The organism is Kitasatospora kazusensis (assembly GCF_039529945.1).
GTDB classification, from domain to species: domain Bacteria; phylum Actinomycetota; class Actinomycetes; order Streptomycetales; family Streptomycetaceae; genus Kitasatospora; species Kitasatospora kazusensis.
Genome location: NZ_BAAANT010000001.1, coordinates 408,730 through 423,704, shown reverse-complemented (window position 1 = coordinate 423,704; position 14,975 = coordinate 408,730). Strand labels below are relative to the sequence as shown.

Below are 14,975 nucleotides of genomic sequence, written 5' to 3'. Positions count from 1 at the left end.
CACGGGGTCCGTCCTGCGGATCCACCCGGATTAACCAGTCTGCCCCGGCGTGACGCACGCTGGTGGGGCGGAACGAACGGAGGCAGAGAACTGATGGGGCGAGCGACGGCGCGACGGCTGGTGGTGCGGCTGGGTGGTGCGGAGCGGGCGGCACGGCCGGATTCGCTGGCGGCGGAGGAGCCGTTGGAGATCCGGGTCGGCGGCGAGGCGCTGACCGTGACGATGCGGACCCCCGGACACGACTTCGACCTGGTGGCCGGCTTCCTGGTCGGCGAGGGCCTGGTGCACGACGGCGACGGGCTCGCCGCGCTGCGCTACTGCGCCGGGACGGACGAGAACGGCGCCAACACCTACAACGTCGTGGACGCGACGCTGCGGGGCGGCGGCACGCTGCCGCTCTCGACCCACCGGAACCTGCTGACCACCAGTGCCTGCGGCCTCTGCGGGCGCGACACCGTCGAGGCCGTCCGCACCCACGTGCGCTGGCCGGTGGCCGCCGACGGGCTCCGGGTGAGCCCGGAGCTGCTGTACGGACTGCCGGACCGGCTGCGGGCCGCCCAGCGGACCTTCGAGTCCACCGGCGGGCTGCACGCGGCCGGGTTGTTCGACGCCGAGGGCCGGCTGCTCTGCGCCCGCGAGGACGTCGGGCGGCACAACGCGGTCGACAAGGTGATCGGCTGGGCCCTGCGCGAGGGACGCCTCCCGCTGACGGGCCACGTCCTGCTGGTCAGCGGCCGGGCCTCGTTCGAGCTGACCCAGAAGGCGGCGCTGGCGGGCATCCCGCTGCTGGCCGCCGTCTCGGCGCCGTCCTCGCTGGCGGCCGACCTCGCCGAGGAGCTGGGCCTGACCCTGGTCGGCTTCCTGCGCGGGCAGAGCGCCAACGTCTACACCCGCGCGGACCGGATCGGACCCCCGGAGACCACCTGAGCGACGGCTGCGCGGCCCGCCCGGCGTCGCGGCACCGCCCAGGGGCCGCGTGGGGGCCTTCGTCAGCGGCGGAGCTTCCTGCGGACGACGACGATCACGACGACCACCAGCGCGACGAACAGCAGCAGCAGCCCGATGATCACGCCGGCGACCTTGCTGAAGATGCTGGTGCCGGTGCTCCGGCCGGTGTTGCCGCCGTTGTGCGAGAAGAGGTGCGTGGTCGTGTGGGAGGTGGAGTGCGAGGAGGAGTGCGAACTCTTGCTGTGACTCTTCGACCTCTCGACGAAGGCGGCCGTGGCGGCCTCGGGGCGCGACGCGGTCGTGGCGACCGCAGGCCGTGCGGCGGCCGACGCCTGCGCGGCCGACGCCACCGTCGCCCCGCCGCCCGCGAGGGCCAGCACCAGCAGCAGCCCGGCCAGATGTCTTCGCATGTGCTCCACCCTGTTCCCTACGCGGACTTCGACGGCGCAACTGTGCCATGCGTGGGAGTGGGGCGGACAGCCCGGTCCGGCTCTGTTCCAGAGCCGTGACGCGCGGCCGTCGGCGGCTCAGGGCGGCGGGGAGGCCGGGCCGGAGAGGGCGACGGCGACCAGGGTGCGCAGTGAGCCCGCGATCTGGCCGAACGGCAGGGTCGCCTCGTCCGCGAACAGTTCGACCAGCCAGCCGCCGGCCGGGTTGCCGCCGCCGGCCACCACCATGCCCCGGTACCCGCTGACCACCATCATGGCCTCCTCCGCCGGGTCGTTCCCGGCCGCGCCGGCCCGGAGCGCGAACGAGCCGCCGCGCACCGCACGGCGGGTCTGCGGGTAGTGGCCGAGGTCGAAGACCGCGTCGGGCGCCTCGATCTGGGCTCGCTGGGTCTCCGCGCCGCTGCTGCTCGGGCCGCTGGTCATCCGGTACACCGCGTGCTGGGCCGTCCGCATCAGCTGGGAGCCCGGCGGTACGTAGCTCACCCACCAGCCCACGGCGTCGAGCAGCCGCGCGGTGGTCTCGGCGACGGTGACCAGCCGGGCGAGGGTGTCCGCCTGGCGGCCGGCCCGGGAGGCCGCGCTGCGGTCGAGGGCGGCGAGCACGACGGTGATCAGCTGTCCGGGGTCGGCGCTGCGGGTGGCGCCCCGGAAGCGGCGGCGGTCGCCGGCCCCGGCCCGGCCGGAGCCCGGCCGGGTGCGGCCGTCGGCGCGGTGGTGCGGGTCGGCCGCGTCGGCGAGCAGTACGGTCGGGTCCGGCGCGAGGCCGGGGCCGTGGCTGCGGCCGGCCACCACCGGGTGGGCGGCCCGGGCGGCCTTGGCGCGGTACTGCGCGGCGTCGGCGAGCCGGAACAGGCGGTCGGGCGTGGTGACCGGGCCGATCGCGTCGCCCGTCGAGGCGAGGCCGCAGGCGACGCCCTCGCCGTCGGCCAGCTGGAACGCGCGGGCGCACAGCTCCTCCGCGACGGCGACCACCTCGTCGGCCTTCTGTCCCTCCGCCAGCAGGCAGAACTCGTCGCCGCCGAGCCGGGCGGCCAGGCTGCCGGGGAGCTTGGCGGCGCACAGCGACAGCTGGTGGGCGAATCGTTCCAGCAGCCGGTCACCGACCTCGTGCCCGAGCAGGTCGTTGACCCGCTTGAGCCCGTTCACGTCGCAGACCACCAGGCTGACGACGGTGTTGTCCCGGTTGTGGGCCTGCAGGGCGCTCTCCAGCCGGGCGTCGACCGCCCGGCGGTTGGCCAGCCCGGTGAGCGGGTCGGTGAAGGCCAGGCGGCGCAGGTCGGCGAGCCGCTCGGTCTGGGACAGCCCGGCCGAGATCTGGGCGGCCAGCAGCGTCGCGTAGTCGGCGTCCGCCTCGGTGAAGACCGGCAGCCCGAGCTTCCGGGCGAGGTAGAGCTCGCCCCAGGCCTGTCCGTGCAGCACGATCGGCGCGACCAGGCAGCACTCCCGCCCGCGCCGGCGCAGCCCGGCGGCGCGCTCCCGGCAGAACGCGCCGGCGCCCGGGTGGGCGTAGGGGGCGTCCGCCGGTGCGCTGGGCGCGGTGTCCTCGGCGGTCTGCACCCAGGCGCGCGGCAGCCGCCGGGTGGTCCAGTGCTCCTCCAGGTACGTGACGATCTCGGGGAAGTCGGCCACCGGGTACGACTCGTCGGCCGGCAGTTCCTCCTCGCCGGCCGCCAGCTCGCCGTGGTTGGCCAGGACCCGCAGCCGCCCGGACTCGCGGTCCCAGACCGAGACGGCCGCCATCGTCGCGCCGAGTGCGGTGGTGGCCCGGACGGCGGCCGCCCGGACGGCTTCGAGCGGGGTGAGGGCCGCGGCCATGTCCTGGGCCAGTTCGACCACCGCCTGAAGCCGCAGATCCGTGGCCGACGGCACGTGCACGTGCTCCGCCATGGTCGCCTCACCGCTCACCGAGTCGCCTCATCCCTGCTGCTTGACCGCCGTTCTGGCTCAAGATTAGGGCGCTTTGACGGACAATTGCCCGATTTGAGCTTGCCCGTACGCAACTGGTCAACCCGAGCAGGGGCGCGTGGGGGCACCTCCCGGCCGAAGGCTGGGGGAGAACTACGCGACCAGGGCTCTACGGAGGTGCACGGTTGATCGCGCAGTTCCCCGCGCCCCTGATCTGGTTGACCAGTTGCGTACGGTTCAGTCCGCCCGCGTGTAGCGCGAGAGGAGCCAGGGCTCGACGAGGCCGAGGCCCCGGACGGGGCGGCGCCACATGGGCTGGAGGTGGAAGCGGTGCTGTTCGACGCCGTCCAGCCGGGTCGGGGGGCGGTCGGTGTCCGGGTCGGCCGCCGAAGGCGGTACCGCTCCGCCCAGCTCCAGCGCCGCGGCGAACTCGCCGTCCACCAGCACCGCGTCCTTGGGCGCGATCGAGGTGAGCCGGCTGGCCAGGTTGACCGTGGTCCCGAAGACGTCCCCCATCCGCGAGGTGACCGCGCCGAAGGCCAGCCCGACCCGCAGTTCGGGGATGGACTCCTCCTTGGCGAGCGTCTCCACCAGGGTGAGGGCGATCTCGGCGGCGGTGGCCGGGTCCTCGGAGACGAAGAGGATCTCGTCGCCCAGGGTCTTGATCACCCGGCCGCCGTAGCCGGCGATCAGGTCGGAGCAGGTGTTCTCGAAGCTCTCGACCAGCTCGCCGAGCTCCTCCTCCTCCAGCCGGCGGGAGAGCCGGGTGAAGCCGACCAGGTCGGCGAAGCCGACCGCGAGCCGGCCGCTGGTGATCTCGGTGTCCTCGGCGGCCTGCACCACCCGGCCGGTGACGGCGGCCAGCTGGCGGCGCCAGACGTAGACCAGGAACTGTTCCAGCTCCGGCAGCAGCAGCTCGACCAGCGGGTAGGCGACCTCGGCCCGGGTCAGACCGGGTTCGACGGCCTGGGTGAGGTTGTCGAGGAAGGTGTCCATCTGCCAGCCGGCCAGCCGGGCCGTGGTCTGACCGGTGGAGCGGGCCACCTGGATCGCCATCGACTCGCTGAGCAGACCGGACTCGACCAGCCCGGCGAGGCGGCGCAGCGCGATCACGTCCCCGTCGGTGAGCGCCCGGGACTGGCCGATGTCGGGGAAGCCCATCGCCCGCCAGAAGCGGGTGGCCAGCTCCATCGGCACGTCGGCGGCGCGGGCCGCCTGGTAGGGCGTGTACCGGCGCGGTGCGTCGAGGATCAGCCGTTCCAGGTCCAGCGCGACCGTCTGGTCCTCCGCCGGCCCCGCCTCGTCGCCGCCACCGAGCTCGTCTGTCACCGGTCCATCCCCGTGCGGTCGCCGCACTTGCCTCATGTCCTGCCTGTCCAGGGGCGCCCGACCACCGCGCGGGTAGTGGCGCGCCTCACACCGCTGCCAGGTGGAATGTTCGCACGGAATCGCGTAATCCGGGGCATCCTGCCGGGACAACGGCCCGCCGAGGGGTTCCGGCGGCTCGGGGTCAGGCCTCCTCGGGTCGTACGTGTACGACGTCGCCGGCCGCCACCGGGTGGCGGGTGCCGTCCGGGGTGCGGACCACCAGGCGGCCGTCGCCGTCCACGGCGACCGCCTCGCCGGTCAGCTCGCGGTCGCCGGGCAGCAGCACCCGGACCGGACGGCCCAGGGTGGTGCAGCGGGCCGCGTAGGCGGGCAGCAGGCCGCTGGCGTGCGGATCGCCCGCCGCCGCGACCCACTCGCCGTACAGCTCCGCGAACGAACGGAGCAGGGCGCGCAGCAGGGTCTCCCGGTCGGTGACGGCCGCGCCGGCCAGGACGAGCGAGCCGGCCGTCGGGACGGGCAGCTCGGCCTCGCGCAGCGAGACGTTGACGCCCAGCCCCGCGATCACCGCGCCGTCGCTCAGTTCGGTGAGGATGCCGCCGACCTTCCGTTCGGCGCCGTCCACGGTGACCTGGAGGTCGTTGGGCCACTTCAGCCCGATCTCGGTCTCGGCGACCCGGCCGAGAGCCGAGGCCGCCGCCACGCCGACCAGGATCGGCAGCCAGCCGTACCGCTCCATCGGCACGCCCGCCCGTCGCCCGCCACCACCCTCCGCCTGACGCGCTTCGCGCGGCACCTCCCCCGGCCGCAGCAGGACGGAGAGGAAGAGCCCGGAGCGCGCCGGGGCCGTCCACTGCCGCTCCAGCCGCCCGCGCCCGGCGCTCTGCGCCTCGGCGACCAGCACCGCGCCCTCGGCGGCGCCCGCCCTGGCCCGGGCCGCGAGGTCGGTGTTGGTGGAGCCGGTCTCGGCGACCACCTCGACCGAGGTCCACAGGCCGCCCGGGACGACCAGGTCGTGGCTCAGCCGGGCGGCGTCCAGCGGCGGGCGGTCGAGGTCGGTCCAGGGGGAGGACCCGGCGTGGCCGAAGCCACGCAGTCCACTGCGGCGCGGTCCACTCGGACGGGAGGGCTCGGTCATGCCTCAGAACTCTAGACCCGGCGGCCAGGTCGGACTCGGACGGCGCCAGGCCGCACCATCGTGCCGCAGAACGCGCGCCAACACACTGTGTCGCTGGCCATAACGGGAATCGCTCCGCGCTGGCTACGCTACTCAACGGTAGTTCGCTGCGCCGCCCTGCCCTCACCCAAAGTACCGACAGGTCGCGGCCCATGGATTCAGGGAGAGCCACCGGATGTCCGAGGCCCCGCACGACCCCCACACCACCGCCGGAAAGCTCGCCGATCTGCGGCGCAGGCTCGACGAGGCGGTGCACTCCGGCTCCTCCGCGGCCGTCCAGAAGCAGCATGCCAAGGGCAAGCTGACGGCCCGTGAGCGGGTGCTGGAGCTGATGGACGAGGACTCCTTCGTGGAGTTCGACGAGTTCGCCCGGCACCGTTCCGTCAACTTCGGCCAGGCCGCCAACCGCCCGTACGGGGACGGCGTGGTCACCGGTTACGGCACCGTGGACGGCCGTCAGGTCGCCGTCTTCGCGCAGGACTTCACCGTCTTCGGCGGATCGCTCGGCGAGGTGTTCGGCGAGAAGATCGTCAAGGTGATGGACTTCGCGCTGAAGACCGGCTGCCCGGTGATCGGCATCAACGACTCCGGCGGCGCGCGGATCCAGGAGGGCGTGGTCTCGCTCGGCCTGTACGGCGAGATCTTCCGCCGGAACGTGCACGCCTCGGGTGTCATCCCGCAGATCTCGCTGATCATGGGCCCGTGCGCGGGCGGCGCGGTGTACTCCCCCGCGATCACCGACTTCGTGGTGATGGCCGACCAGACCTCGCACATGTTCATCACCGGACCGGACGTCATCAAGACCGTCACCGGCGAGGACGTCGGCATGGAGGAGCTGGGCGGCGCCCGGACCCACAACGCCAAGTCCGGCGTCGCGCACCACCTGGCCGCCGACGAGAAGGAGGCCATCGAGTACGTCAAGAACCTGCTCTCGTACCTGCCCTCCAACAACCTCAGCGAGCCCCCGGCCTACCCCGAGGAGGCCGACCTCACGGTCTCCGACGAGGACCTCGAACTCGACGTCATCGTGCCGGACTCGGCCAACCAGCCGTACGACATGCACAAGGTGATCGAGCACATCCTCGACGACGGCGAGTTCCTGGAGACCCAGGCGCTGTACGCCGGCAACATCATCACCGGCTTCGGCCGGGTCGAGGGCCACCCGGTCGGCATCGTCGGCAACCAGCCGATGGACCTGGCCGGCTGCCTGGACATCGCCGCCAGCGAGAAGGCCGCGCGGTTCGTCCGGACCTGCGACAGCTTCAACATCCCGGTCATCACCTTCGTGGACGTGCCCGGCTTCCTGCCCGGCACCGGCCAGGAGTGGGACGGCATCATCCGGCGCGGCGCCAAGCTGATCTACGCGTACGCCGAGGCGACCGTCCCGCTGATCACCGTGATCACCCGCAAGGCCTTCGGCGGCGCGTACGACGTCATGGGCTCCAAGCACCTGGGCGCCGACCTCAACCTCGCCTGGCCGACCGCGCAGATCGCCGTGATGGGCGCGCAGGGCGCGGCCAACATCGTCTACCGCCGCGAGCTGACCCAGGCCGCCGCGGCCGGCGAGGACGTCGACGCCCGCCGCGCCGAGCTCGTCGCCGAGTACGAGGACACCCTGCTCAACCCGTACCTGGCCGCCGAGCGCGGGTACGTGGACGCGGTGATCGCGCCCTCCGAGACCCGTCGGCACATCGTGCGGGGCCTGCGGGCGCTGCGCGGCAAGCGCGAGGTGCTGCCGCCCAAGAAGCACGGCAACATCCCCCTGTAATTCCGCCGTCGCTGGGAGAGGATTGAGCATGACCCCGATCCAGGTGCTGCACGGGCAGCCGACCCCCGAGGAGCTGGCCACCGTCCTGGCGGTGGTCTCAGCCCGGGCCGCCGCCGAGGCCGCTGCGGCGGCCGGCCGCGCGGGCGGCGGCCCGGCCTCCGCATGGAACGACCGGGCCCGGCGGATGCGGCACACCCCCGCCCCCGGCCCCCACGCCTGGCGCACCTCCGGCTGGGCCGGATAGGCACTCGCCCAGCCACGGACGGGCTCCGCGACAAGGCAAGCGGGCAACCACAACAGGGGCGCGAGGAACTGCGCGAAGTCGGAAGGTGCGGACCGTTGCCTTCCGCCCTCGCGCAGTTCCTCGCGCCCCGGGCCCCTTAGGCTGTCGGCATGACCACCCGCACGCTCGTCCTCGCCTCCGCCTCCCCCGCCCGCCTCGGCCTGCTCCGGCAGGCCGGGCTGGACCCGCAGGTGGTGGTGAGCGGGGTGGACGAGGACGCCCTCAGCGCGCCGACCCCGGGCGAACTGGCCCTGGTGCTGGCCGAGGCGAAGGCGAACGCGGTCGCCGCCGGGCTGTCCGACGGGCAGCTGGTGATCGGCTGCGACTCGGTGCTGGAGCTGGACGGCCGGGCGCTCGGCAAGCCCGCCGACGCCGCCGAGGCGCTGGTCCGCTGGCAGTCGATGCGCGGCCGGGACGGCGTGCTGCGGACCGGCCACTGCGTGATCGACACCGCCACCGGCAAGCAGTCCTCGGCGACCGCCTCCACCACCGTCCGCTTCGGCACCCCGGACGACGCCGAGGTGGCCGCGTACATCGCCACGGGCGAACCCCTGCACGTGGCAGGGGCGTTCACCCTGGACGGGCGCTCGGCGCCGTTCGTCGACGGCATCGACGGCGACCCGGGCAACGTCATCGGCCTGTCGCTGCCGCTGTTGCGGCGTCTCCTCGCGGACCTCGGCATCCGGCTGACCGACCTCTGGACCTGAGCCGCCGCCCCGGCGGGGGTGCACGGCAGGGGTTCCGCGGTTTCCGCTGCGGATTCGGACAGATCCGGGCCCGTACATCTGTCGTACCGATCCACCTCCGCCGGTCCGCCCGGTCGCTAGGCTGGCGCCTGCCGTCGAGTCCGGGAAGGAGCTGGGATGACCGACAGTGTGCTCAACGTGCTGCTCGGCCTGGTCGCCAGCGCCATCAGCGCCGGCCTGGGCTGGCTGGCGCAGACCCTGCGCCGCCGCCGACGGCTCGGCCGGATCCGGGAGTTCTTCGGGATGCCCGGCGGTACCGAGTGCCTGCTGGTGGTGAACCAGCACACGGCCTCGGCCAGTTCGAAGAGCGTCTCGCGCAACGACGTGTACGCGCTGATGGAATTGGCCGCCCTGGTGAAGGAGTGCGGCGCCCGCGCCGAGATCGTCGTCCACGACCAGGTGCGCCAAGGGATCGGCGGCAAGGCCGAGTTCTGCCTCGGCGGCCCGACCAGCAACCAGCGCACGGCCGCCCACCTGACCTCCTGGCTGCCCGGTGTGCGGTACGGCATCGACCCGGGCCGGACGCGCTGGGAGACCATCGCGGTCGGCGGCGAGGAGTACGGCTTCGAGGCCGACCCGGCGGTGCCCGACAACGGGCGCTACGTCCTGCTGGCCCGGCTGCATGCCGGGCCGGGCAGCCGCCCGGTCTTCCTGATCGCGGGCCAGACCGCCACCTCGAACCACGCGGCCGTCCGCTACCTGACCACCCACCACCGGCAGCTGGCCCGCCGCTACGGCACGGACGGCACGTTCGTCCTCGTCCTGCGGGTGGTCAACCCCGCGGCGTACGGCCCGGACGTCGTCGAGCTCGCCGCGGACATCACGGGGCCGGCCACCGCCGCGGCGCCGGCCCCGGCCGCGGTGGCCGGATGAGCCCGGACGGGCGCCCGGTGTGGCGAAGGCCACGGCGCGGCGCGGACGCCTCCGGCCGGTCTCCGGCCATACCCCGGTGGTTCCCCGGCGCCGCGCGTAGCGTCTCTACCAGCAGGGTGTGCCACTCCGTGCGCGAGTGATCACGAATCCGCGTCACGCTCCGTGTGGGCAAGCTCACCACCTGGGGCTACTCGCCGGTATGACCTATCGATCCCTAGACTCAACGAGGTTCAAGAAGGGAGCCACAGTGCGCAAGGTGCTCATCGCCAACCGCGGAGAAATCGCCGTCCGCGTCGCCCGGGCCTGCTCGGATGCCGGTATCGCCAGCGTCGCCGTCTACGCCGAGCCCGACCGGGACGCGCTGCACGTCCGCGCGGCCGACGAGGCCTACGCGCTCGGCGGCGACACCCCCGGCACCAGCTACCTGGACATCGCCAAGGTGCTCAAGGCGGCCGCCGACTCCGGTGCGGACGCCGTCCACCCGGGCTACGGGTTCCTGTCCGAGAACGCCGAGTTCGCCCAGGCCGTCATCGACGCGGGCCTGACCTGGATCGGCCCGCCGCCGCAGGCCATCCGCGACCTCGGCGACAAGGTCACCGCCCGGCACGTCGCCCAGCGCGCCGGTGCCCCGCTGGTCGCCGGTACGCCGGACCCGGTCGCGGGCCCCGACGAGGTGCTCGCGTTCGCCCGGGAGCACGGCCTGCCGGTCGCCATCAAGGCGGCCTTCGGCGGTGGCGGTCGCGGCCTCAAGGTCGCCCGCACGCTGGAGGAGATCCCGGAGCTGTTCGAGTCCGCCGTCCGCGAGGCGGTCGCCGCCTTCGGGCGCGGCGAGTGCTTCGTCGAGCAGTACCTCGACAACCCCCGGCACGTCGAGACCCAGTGCCTCGCCGACCAGCACGGCAACGTGGTGGTCGTCTCCACCCGTGACTGCTCGCTGCAGCGCCGCCACCAGAAGCTGGTGGAGGAGGCCCCGGCGCCGTTCCTCACCGAGGAGCAGAACGCCGAGCTGTACCGGGCGTCCAAGGCGATCCTGCGCGAGGCGGGCTACGTCGGCGCCGGCACCTGCGAGTTCCTGGTCTCCCAGGACGGGCTGATCTCCTTCCTGGAGGTCAACACCCGTCTCCAGGTGGAGCACCCGGTCTCCGAGGAGGTCACCGGGCTCGACCTGGTGCGCGAGATGTTCCGGATCGCCGACGGCGAGGAGCTCGGGTACGACGACCCGGAGGTGCGGGGTCACTCGATCGAGTTCCGCATCAACGGCGAGGACCCGGGCCGCGGCTTCCTGCCCGCCCCCGGCACGGTGACGCTGTTCGCGCCGCCGTCCGGCCCCGGCGTCCGGCTGGACGCGGGCGTCGAGTCCGGCTCGGTCATCGGCCCCGCCTGGGACTCGCTGCTCGCCAAGCTGATCGTCACCGGCGCCACCCGCAAGCAGGCACTGCAGCGTGCCGCGCGTGCGCTGTCGGAGTTCAAGGTGGAGGGCATGGCCACCGCCATCCCGTTCCACCAGGCGGTCGTCACCGACCCGGCGTTCGCGCCGGAGGTGCACGGCTCCGAGGGCCCGTTCACGATCTACACCCGGTGGATCGAGACCGAGTTCGACAACACCATCCCCGCCTTCGTCGGCGCGGGTGGCGAGGGCGAGGAGCCCGACCAGCGCGAGACCGTGGTGGTCGAGGTCGGCGGCAAGCGGATCGAGGTCTCGCTGCCCTCGTCGCTGGGTGTCTCCTCCGCTCCGGCGGCGGGCGCCTCGGCGGGCGGCAAGACCAAGCGCCGGGTCGGCACCAAGAAGGCCGGTCCGGCGGCGAGCGGTGACACGCTGGCCTCGCCGATGCAGGGCACCATCGTCAAGGTCGCCGTCGAGGAGGGCCAGGTCGTCGCCGAGGGCGAGCTGATCGTCGTCCTGGAGGCGATGAAGATGGAGCAGCCCCTCAACGCCCACAAGGCCGGCACCGTCGTCGGCCTCAAGGCCGAGGTCGGCGCGAGCGTCACCAGCGGCGCGGCGCTCTGCGAGATCAAGGACTGAGTCTTTTCAGGGGCGCGTGGGGGTACCCCCGGCCGAAGGCTGGGGGAGAACTGCGCGAAACCGGAAGACTCCGGACCTGAACTGAATAGCTCCGAACAAGAGGCACCCTGAAGCGCTCCTGCGCAACGGGGTGCCTCTTGCTGTAAGTCGAAGCAGTAACGGTGCAGAGCCTGCCGTCCCGCGCAGTTCCCCGCGCCCCTGATGGCTCGCCAGTTACGATCAGCGCACGCGTGGCGCTCCCAGCTCCGCCAGGCGGGTCGGCGGCCCGCCGTGCGCGCCGGGGCGGCGTTGGCCCGGGAGGGGGGCGCCGCCGGGCGGCAGGGTGGGGCGGCGCTGGGCGGCCGGCGGTGCCTGCTGCACGGGCGGCGGCTCGGCCACGAGGCCGAGCGGGGCGATGACGACCTGCACGCCGCAGTCCGCCAGGGCGTCCAGCTCACGGGCCGTCGAGTCGTCGGCGGCGGCGTGCTCGTCCGTCACCAGGCGGGTGATGCCGTCGGTGGGGACGGTCTGGAACATGGTGTCCGCGCCGAGCTTGGTGTGGTCGGCGAGGACGATGACCTCGGTGGCCGACTGCACCAGTGCCCGGTCCACGCTCGCGGAGAGCATGTTGGTGGTGGACAGGCCGCGTTCGGCCGTCAGCCCACTGCCGGAGATGAAGGCCTTGGTGACCCGCAGGCCGTGCAGCGACTGCTCGGCGCCGCTGCCCACCAGGGCGTAGTTGGAGCCGCGCAGGGTGCCGCCCGTCATCACCACCTCCACCCGGTTGGCGTGGGCGAGCGCCTGGGCGACCAGGAGCGAGTTGGTGACCACCGTCAGCCCGGGGATCCGGGCCAGCCGGCGGGCCAGCTCCTGGGTGGTCGTCCCGGCGCCGACCACGACGGCGTCCCCCTCCTCGACCAGCCCGGCCGCCAGATCGGCGATCGCGCTCTTCTCGGCCGCGGCGAGGTGGGTCTTCTGCGGGTAGCCCGGCTCCCGGCTGAAGCCGCCGGGGAGCACCGCGCCGCCGTGCCGGCGGTCGAGCAGCCCTTCGGCCTCCAGGGCCCGGACGTCTCTGCGCACGGTGACTTCGGAGGTCTGGACGACGCGGGCCAGCTCACGGAGCGAGACCGCTCCGTTGGCGCGCACCATCTCAAGGATCAACTGGCGACGTTCTGCTGCAAACACAGAACCGACGGTAACCTGAATGACCGTCTGCTTTCAGGCGTTTGCAGCTGGTTACGGGAATTGCCCGCCTTGGAGCAGCGTGCGACCGTACAATACGCGCCGTCAGCAAGCGGTGGTACGCCCCGCCGTGCGGGTGACGCGGCCGGATACGGCGAAGGCGGCCGCCCCGGGGGCGACCGCCTCAACTCCGTTCAACGGATCAGGAATCCGCGCTGTCGCGCTTGCGGATGTGCAGCTGGCGGGCGGCCTCGGCGGTGGAGCCGGAGACGGACGGGTAGACCGTGAACGCGCTGGCCACCTGTTCGACCGTCAAGTTGTTGTCCACCGCGAGCGAGATCGAGTGGATCAGCTCGCTGGCCCGGGGGGCGACCACCACGCCGCCGACCACGATGCCGGTGCCGGGGCGGCAGAACAGCTTCACGAAGCCGTCCCGGATGCCCTGCATCTTGGCCCGCGGGTTGCCGCGCAGCGGCAGCTTCACCTCGACGGCGTCCATCTTCCCGCAGGACACGTCGGCGGCGGTGTAGCCGACGGTGGCGATCTCCGGGTCGGTGAAGACGTTGGAGGAGACGGTCTTCAGGTTCAGCGGCTGCACCGCGTCGCCGAGCGCGTGGTACATCGCGATCCGGCCCTGCATCGCGGCGACCGAGGCGAGCATGAAGACGCCGGTGCAGTCGCCCGCCGCGTAGACGCCGGGGGCGGAGGTGCGGGAGACCCGGTCGACCTTGACCTGGCCCCAGTCGTTCAGCCGGACACCGGCCTCCTCCAGGCCCATGTCGGCGGTGTTCGGGATCGAGCCGACCGCCATCAGGCAGTGCGTGCCCGAGATGACCTGGCCGTCCGCGAGGGTGACCTCGACCCGGTCGCCGACGCGCTTGGCGCCCTCGGCCCGGGAGCGGCCCATCACGTTCATGCCGCGGCGGCGGAAGACCTCCTCCAGCACCTCGGCCGCGTCCGGGTCCTCACCGGGGAGCACCCGGTCGCGGGACGAGACCAGGGTGACCTTGGAGCCGAGCGCCTGGTACGCGCCGGCGAACTCGGCGCCGGTGACGCCGGAGCCGACCACGATCAGCTCGGCGGGCAGCTCGTCCAGGTCGTAGACCTGCGTCCAGGTGAGGATCCGCTCGCCGTCCGGCTGGGCGTCGGGCAGCTCGCGGGGGTGGGCGCCGGTGGCGATCAGCACGGCGTCGGCGCGCAGCGCCTCGACGGTGCCGTCGGGGGCCTCGACCAGCACCTCGCGGGAGCCGTCCGCCGCCTGGCCGCCCGAGCCGAGCCGGCCCTTGCCGCGCAGGATCGTGACGCCCGCGCGGGTGACGGACTGGGTGATGTCGTGCGACTGGGCGATCGCCAGCCGCTTGACCCGGCGGTTGACCTTCCCGAGGTCCACGCCGACCACCCGGGCCGAGCCGTTCACCGGGGGGGTGTCGTCACGGACGATGATGCCCAGCTCCTCGTACGAGCTGTCGAAGGTGGTCATCACCTCCGCCGTGGCGATCAGCGTCTTGGACGGCACGCAGTCCGTGAGCACCGCCGATCCACCCAGACCGTCGCGGTCGACAACGGTCACCTCCGCGCCGAGCTGGGCAGCGACGAGCGCTGCCTCATAGCCGCCGGGTCCGCCACCGATGATCACGATCCGAGTCACGTGCACCATTGTCCCGTACGCCGGGAGCCGCGCCACGCCGGGGGCGCCACTAGGTCGAGTCAGGGTTCCCGGCTCCGCCGGGATGTGACGATCGACACTCCCCCGGGCCTCGGGCCCCATGGTCTCCCGTAGGCTGGCGCCATGCCCCTCTACGCCGCGTACGCCACCAATCTCGACGCCCGGCAGATGAGCCGACGCGCCCCGCACTCACCGCTGCGCGGCACCGGTTGGCTGGACGGCTGGCGGCTCACCTTCGGTGGTGAGCACCTCGGTTGGGAGGGATCGCTGGCCACGGTGGTCGAGGACGAGAAGGAGCAGGTCTTCGTCTCGCTCTACGACGTGGCGCCGATGGACGAGGAGGGCCTCGACCGCTGGGAGGGCGTGCAGCTCGGCATCTACCGCAAGACGAAGCTGCGGGCGCACACCCTGGACGGCGACATCCAGGTCTGGACGTACGTGCTGAACGACTACGAGGGCGGGCTGCCGGCCGCGCGCTACCTGGGGCTGATCGCGGACGCCGCCGAGAGCGCGGGCGCGCCGCACGACTACGTGCTCGATCTGCGGCATCGTCCCTGCTGAGACCGGTCGGGGCGCTGCCCGGAGGCGGGCTCGGGGGCCACTGTCGGTCTCTCCAAAGGTGTACAGCGGAATCCGGCCTTTTCCTGGCG

The 14,975-nt window shown here is 73.1% G+C and carries 12 protein-coding genes and 1 pseudogene; 7 read left to right on the top strand and 6 right to left on the bottom strand.

Annotated elements, in window-relative coordinates:
* Positions 1 to 93 precede the first annotated feature (93 nt).
* On the top strand, positions 94 to 927 hold the full coding sequence (fdhD, locus tag ABD330_RS02010) for a formate dehydrogenase accessory sulfurtransferase FdhD (protein WP_344459968.1): 834 nt from the start codon (positions 94 to 96) through the stop codon (positions 925 to 927).
* Positions 928 to 989: 62 nt separating this feature from the next.
* Here the strand turns inward: fdhD and ABD330_RS02005 are convergent, their stop codons facing one another.
* The 4 genes and pseudogenes from ABD330_RS02005 to ABD330_RS01990 all read right to left on the bottom strand — a co-directional run bounded on the left by ABD330_RS02005 (position 990) and on the right by ABD330_RS01990 (position 5,766).
* Positions 990 to 1,358, bottom strand: a complete 369-nt coding sequence (locus tag ABD330_RS02005) for a hypothetical protein (RefSeq protein WP_344459967.1) — start codon at positions 1,356 to 1,358, stop codon at positions 990 to 992.
* A gap of 702 nt (positions 1,359 to 2,060) precedes the next feature.
* A pseudogene (locus ABD330_RS02000) lies at positions 2,061 to 3,284 on the bottom strand (GGDEF domain-containing protein); the annotation flags it as partial.
* Positions 3,285 to 3,539: 255 nt separating this feature from the next.
* Complete coding sequence (locus ABD330_RS01995; RefSeq protein ID WP_425555399.1) at positions 3,540 to 4,667, bottom strand: adenylate/guanylate cyclase domain-containing protein; 1,128 nt, start codon at positions 4,665 to 4,667, stop codon at positions 3,540 to 3,542.
* Positions 4,668 to 4,812: 145 nt separating this feature from the next.
* On the bottom strand, positions 4,813 to 5,766 hold the full coding sequence (locus ABD330_RS01990) for a biotin--[acetyl-CoA-carboxylase] ligase (RefSeq protein WP_344459964.1): 954 nt from the start codon (positions 5,764 to 5,766) through the stop codon (positions 4,813 to 4,815).
* Between the two features lie 214 nt (positions 5,767 to 5,980).
* On the opposite strand from ABD330_RS01990, the gene ABD330_RS01985 reads away from it, so the two are divergent.
* The 5 genes from ABD330_RS01985 (at position 5,981) to ABD330_RS01965 (ending at position 11,498) form a co-directional block, all read left to right on the top strand.
* A complete protein-coding gene (locus ABD330_RS01985) occupies positions 5,981 to 7,573 on the top strand; it encodes an acyl-CoA carboxylase subunit beta (protein ID WP_344459962.1) in 1,593 nt (530 codons plus the stop codon).
* A 28-nt stretch (positions 7,574 to 7,601) separates the two neighbouring features.
* Positions 7,602 to 7,817, top strand: a complete 216-nt coding sequence (locus ABD330_RS01980; protein WP_344459960.1) for an acyl-CoA carboxylase subunit epsilon — start codon at positions 7,602 to 7,604, stop codon at positions 7,815 to 7,817.
* Between the two features lie 149 nt (positions 7,818 to 7,966).
* Positions 7,967 to 8,563: a nucleoside triphosphate pyrophosphatase gene (locus tag ABD330_RS01975; protein WP_344459959.1), complete on the top strand. Its 597-nt coding sequence runs from the start codon at positions 7,967 to 7,969 to the stop codon at positions 8,561 to 8,563.
* Positions 8,564 to 8,719: 156 nt separating this feature from the next.
* Positions 8,720 to 9,475 carry a hypothetical protein gene (locus ABD330_RS01970; protein WP_344459957.1) on the top strand — a complete coding sequence of 252 codons (756 nt, stop codon included), beginning with the start codon at positions 8,720 to 8,722 and terminating at the stop codon, positions 9,473 to 9,475.
* A 247-nt stretch (positions 9,476 to 9,722) separates the two neighbouring features.
* Positions 9,723 to 11,498 (top strand): acetyl/propionyl/methylcrotonyl-CoA carboxylase subunit alpha, encoded by a 1,776-nt coding sequence (locus tag ABD330_RS01965; RefSeq protein WP_344459956.1) that lies wholly within the window; start codon positions 9,723 to 9,725, stop codon positions 11,496 to 11,498.
* Positions 11,499 to 11,717: 219 nt separating this feature from the next.
* Here ABD330_RS01965 and ABD330_RS01960 read toward each other — a convergent pair whose 3' ends face one another.
* Both ABD330_RS01960 and ABD330_RS01955 read right to left on the bottom strand, forming a co-directional pair.
* A complete protein-coding gene (locus tag ABD330_RS01960) occupies positions 11,718 to 12,626 on the bottom strand; it encodes a DeoR/GlpR family DNA-binding transcription regulator (RefSeq protein ID WP_344460040.1) in 909 nt (302 codons plus the stop codon).
* A gap of 235 nt (positions 12,627 to 12,861) precedes the next feature.
* Positions 12,862 to 14,316 (bottom strand): NAD(P)H-quinone dehydrogenase, encoded by a 1,455-nt coding sequence (locus ABD330_RS01955; protein ID WP_344459954.1) that lies wholly within the window; start codon positions 14,314 to 14,316, stop codon positions 12,862 to 12,864.
* Between the two features lie 132 nt (positions 14,317 to 14,448).
* On the opposite strand from ABD330_RS01955, the gene ABD330_RS01950 reads away from it, so the two are divergent.
* Positions 14,449 to 14,886 carry a gamma-glutamylcyclotransferase family protein gene (locus ABD330_RS01950; protein WP_280719605.1) on the top strand — a complete coding sequence of 146 codons (438 nt, stop codon included), beginning with the start codon at positions 14,449 to 14,451 and terminating at the stop codon, positions 14,884 to 14,886.
* The last annotated feature ends 89 nt before the right edge of the window (positions 14,887 to 14,975 follow it).

Excerpts from the sequence above, each read along its gene's own strand:
- fdhD (WP_344459968.1), top strand. The coding sequence starts at position 94 with ATGGGGCGAGCGACGGCGCGACGGCTGGTGGTGCGGCTGGGTGGTGCG.
- ABD330_RS02005 (WP_344459967.1), bottom strand. The coding sequence starts at position 1,358 with ATGCGAAGACATCTGGCCGGGCTGCTGCTGGTGCTGGCCCTCGCGGGC.
- ABD330_RS01995 (WP_425555399.1), bottom strand. The coding sequence starts at position 4,667 with ATGAGGCAAGTGCGGCGACCGCACGGGGATGGACCGGTGACAGACGAG.
- ABD330_RS01990 (WP_344459964.1), bottom strand. The coding sequence starts at position 5,766 with ATGACCGAGCCCTCCCGTCCGAGTGGACCGCGCCGCAGTGGACTGCGT.
- ABD330_RS01985 (WP_344459962.1), top strand. The coding sequence starts at position 5,981 with ATGTCCGAGGCCCCGCACGACCCCCACACCACCGCCGGAAAGCTCGCC.
- ABD330_RS01980 (WP_344459960.1), top strand. The coding sequence starts at position 7,602 with ATGACCCCGATCCAGGTGCTGCACGGGCAGCCGACCCCCGAGGAGCTG.
- ABD330_RS01975 (WP_344459959.1), top strand. The coding sequence starts at position 7,967 with ATGACCACCCGCACGCTCGTCCTCGCCTCCGCCTCCCCCGCCCGCCTC.
- ABD330_RS01970 (WP_344459957.1), top strand. The coding sequence starts at position 8,720 with ATGACCGACAGTGTGCTCAACGTGCTGCTCGGCCTGGTCGCCAGCGCC.
- ABD330_RS01960 (WP_344460040.1), bottom strand. The coding sequence starts at position 12,626 with ATGGTGCGCGCCAACGGAGCGGTCTCGCTCCGTGAGCTGGCCCGCGTC.
- ABD330_RS01955 (WP_344459954.1), bottom strand. The coding sequence starts at position 14,316 with ATGGTGCACGTGACTCGGATCGTGATCATCGGTGGCGGACCCGGCGGC.
- ABD330_RS01950 (WP_280719605.1), top strand. The coding sequence starts at position 14,449 with ATGCCCCTCTACGCCGCGTACGCCACCAATCTCGACGCCCGGCAGATG.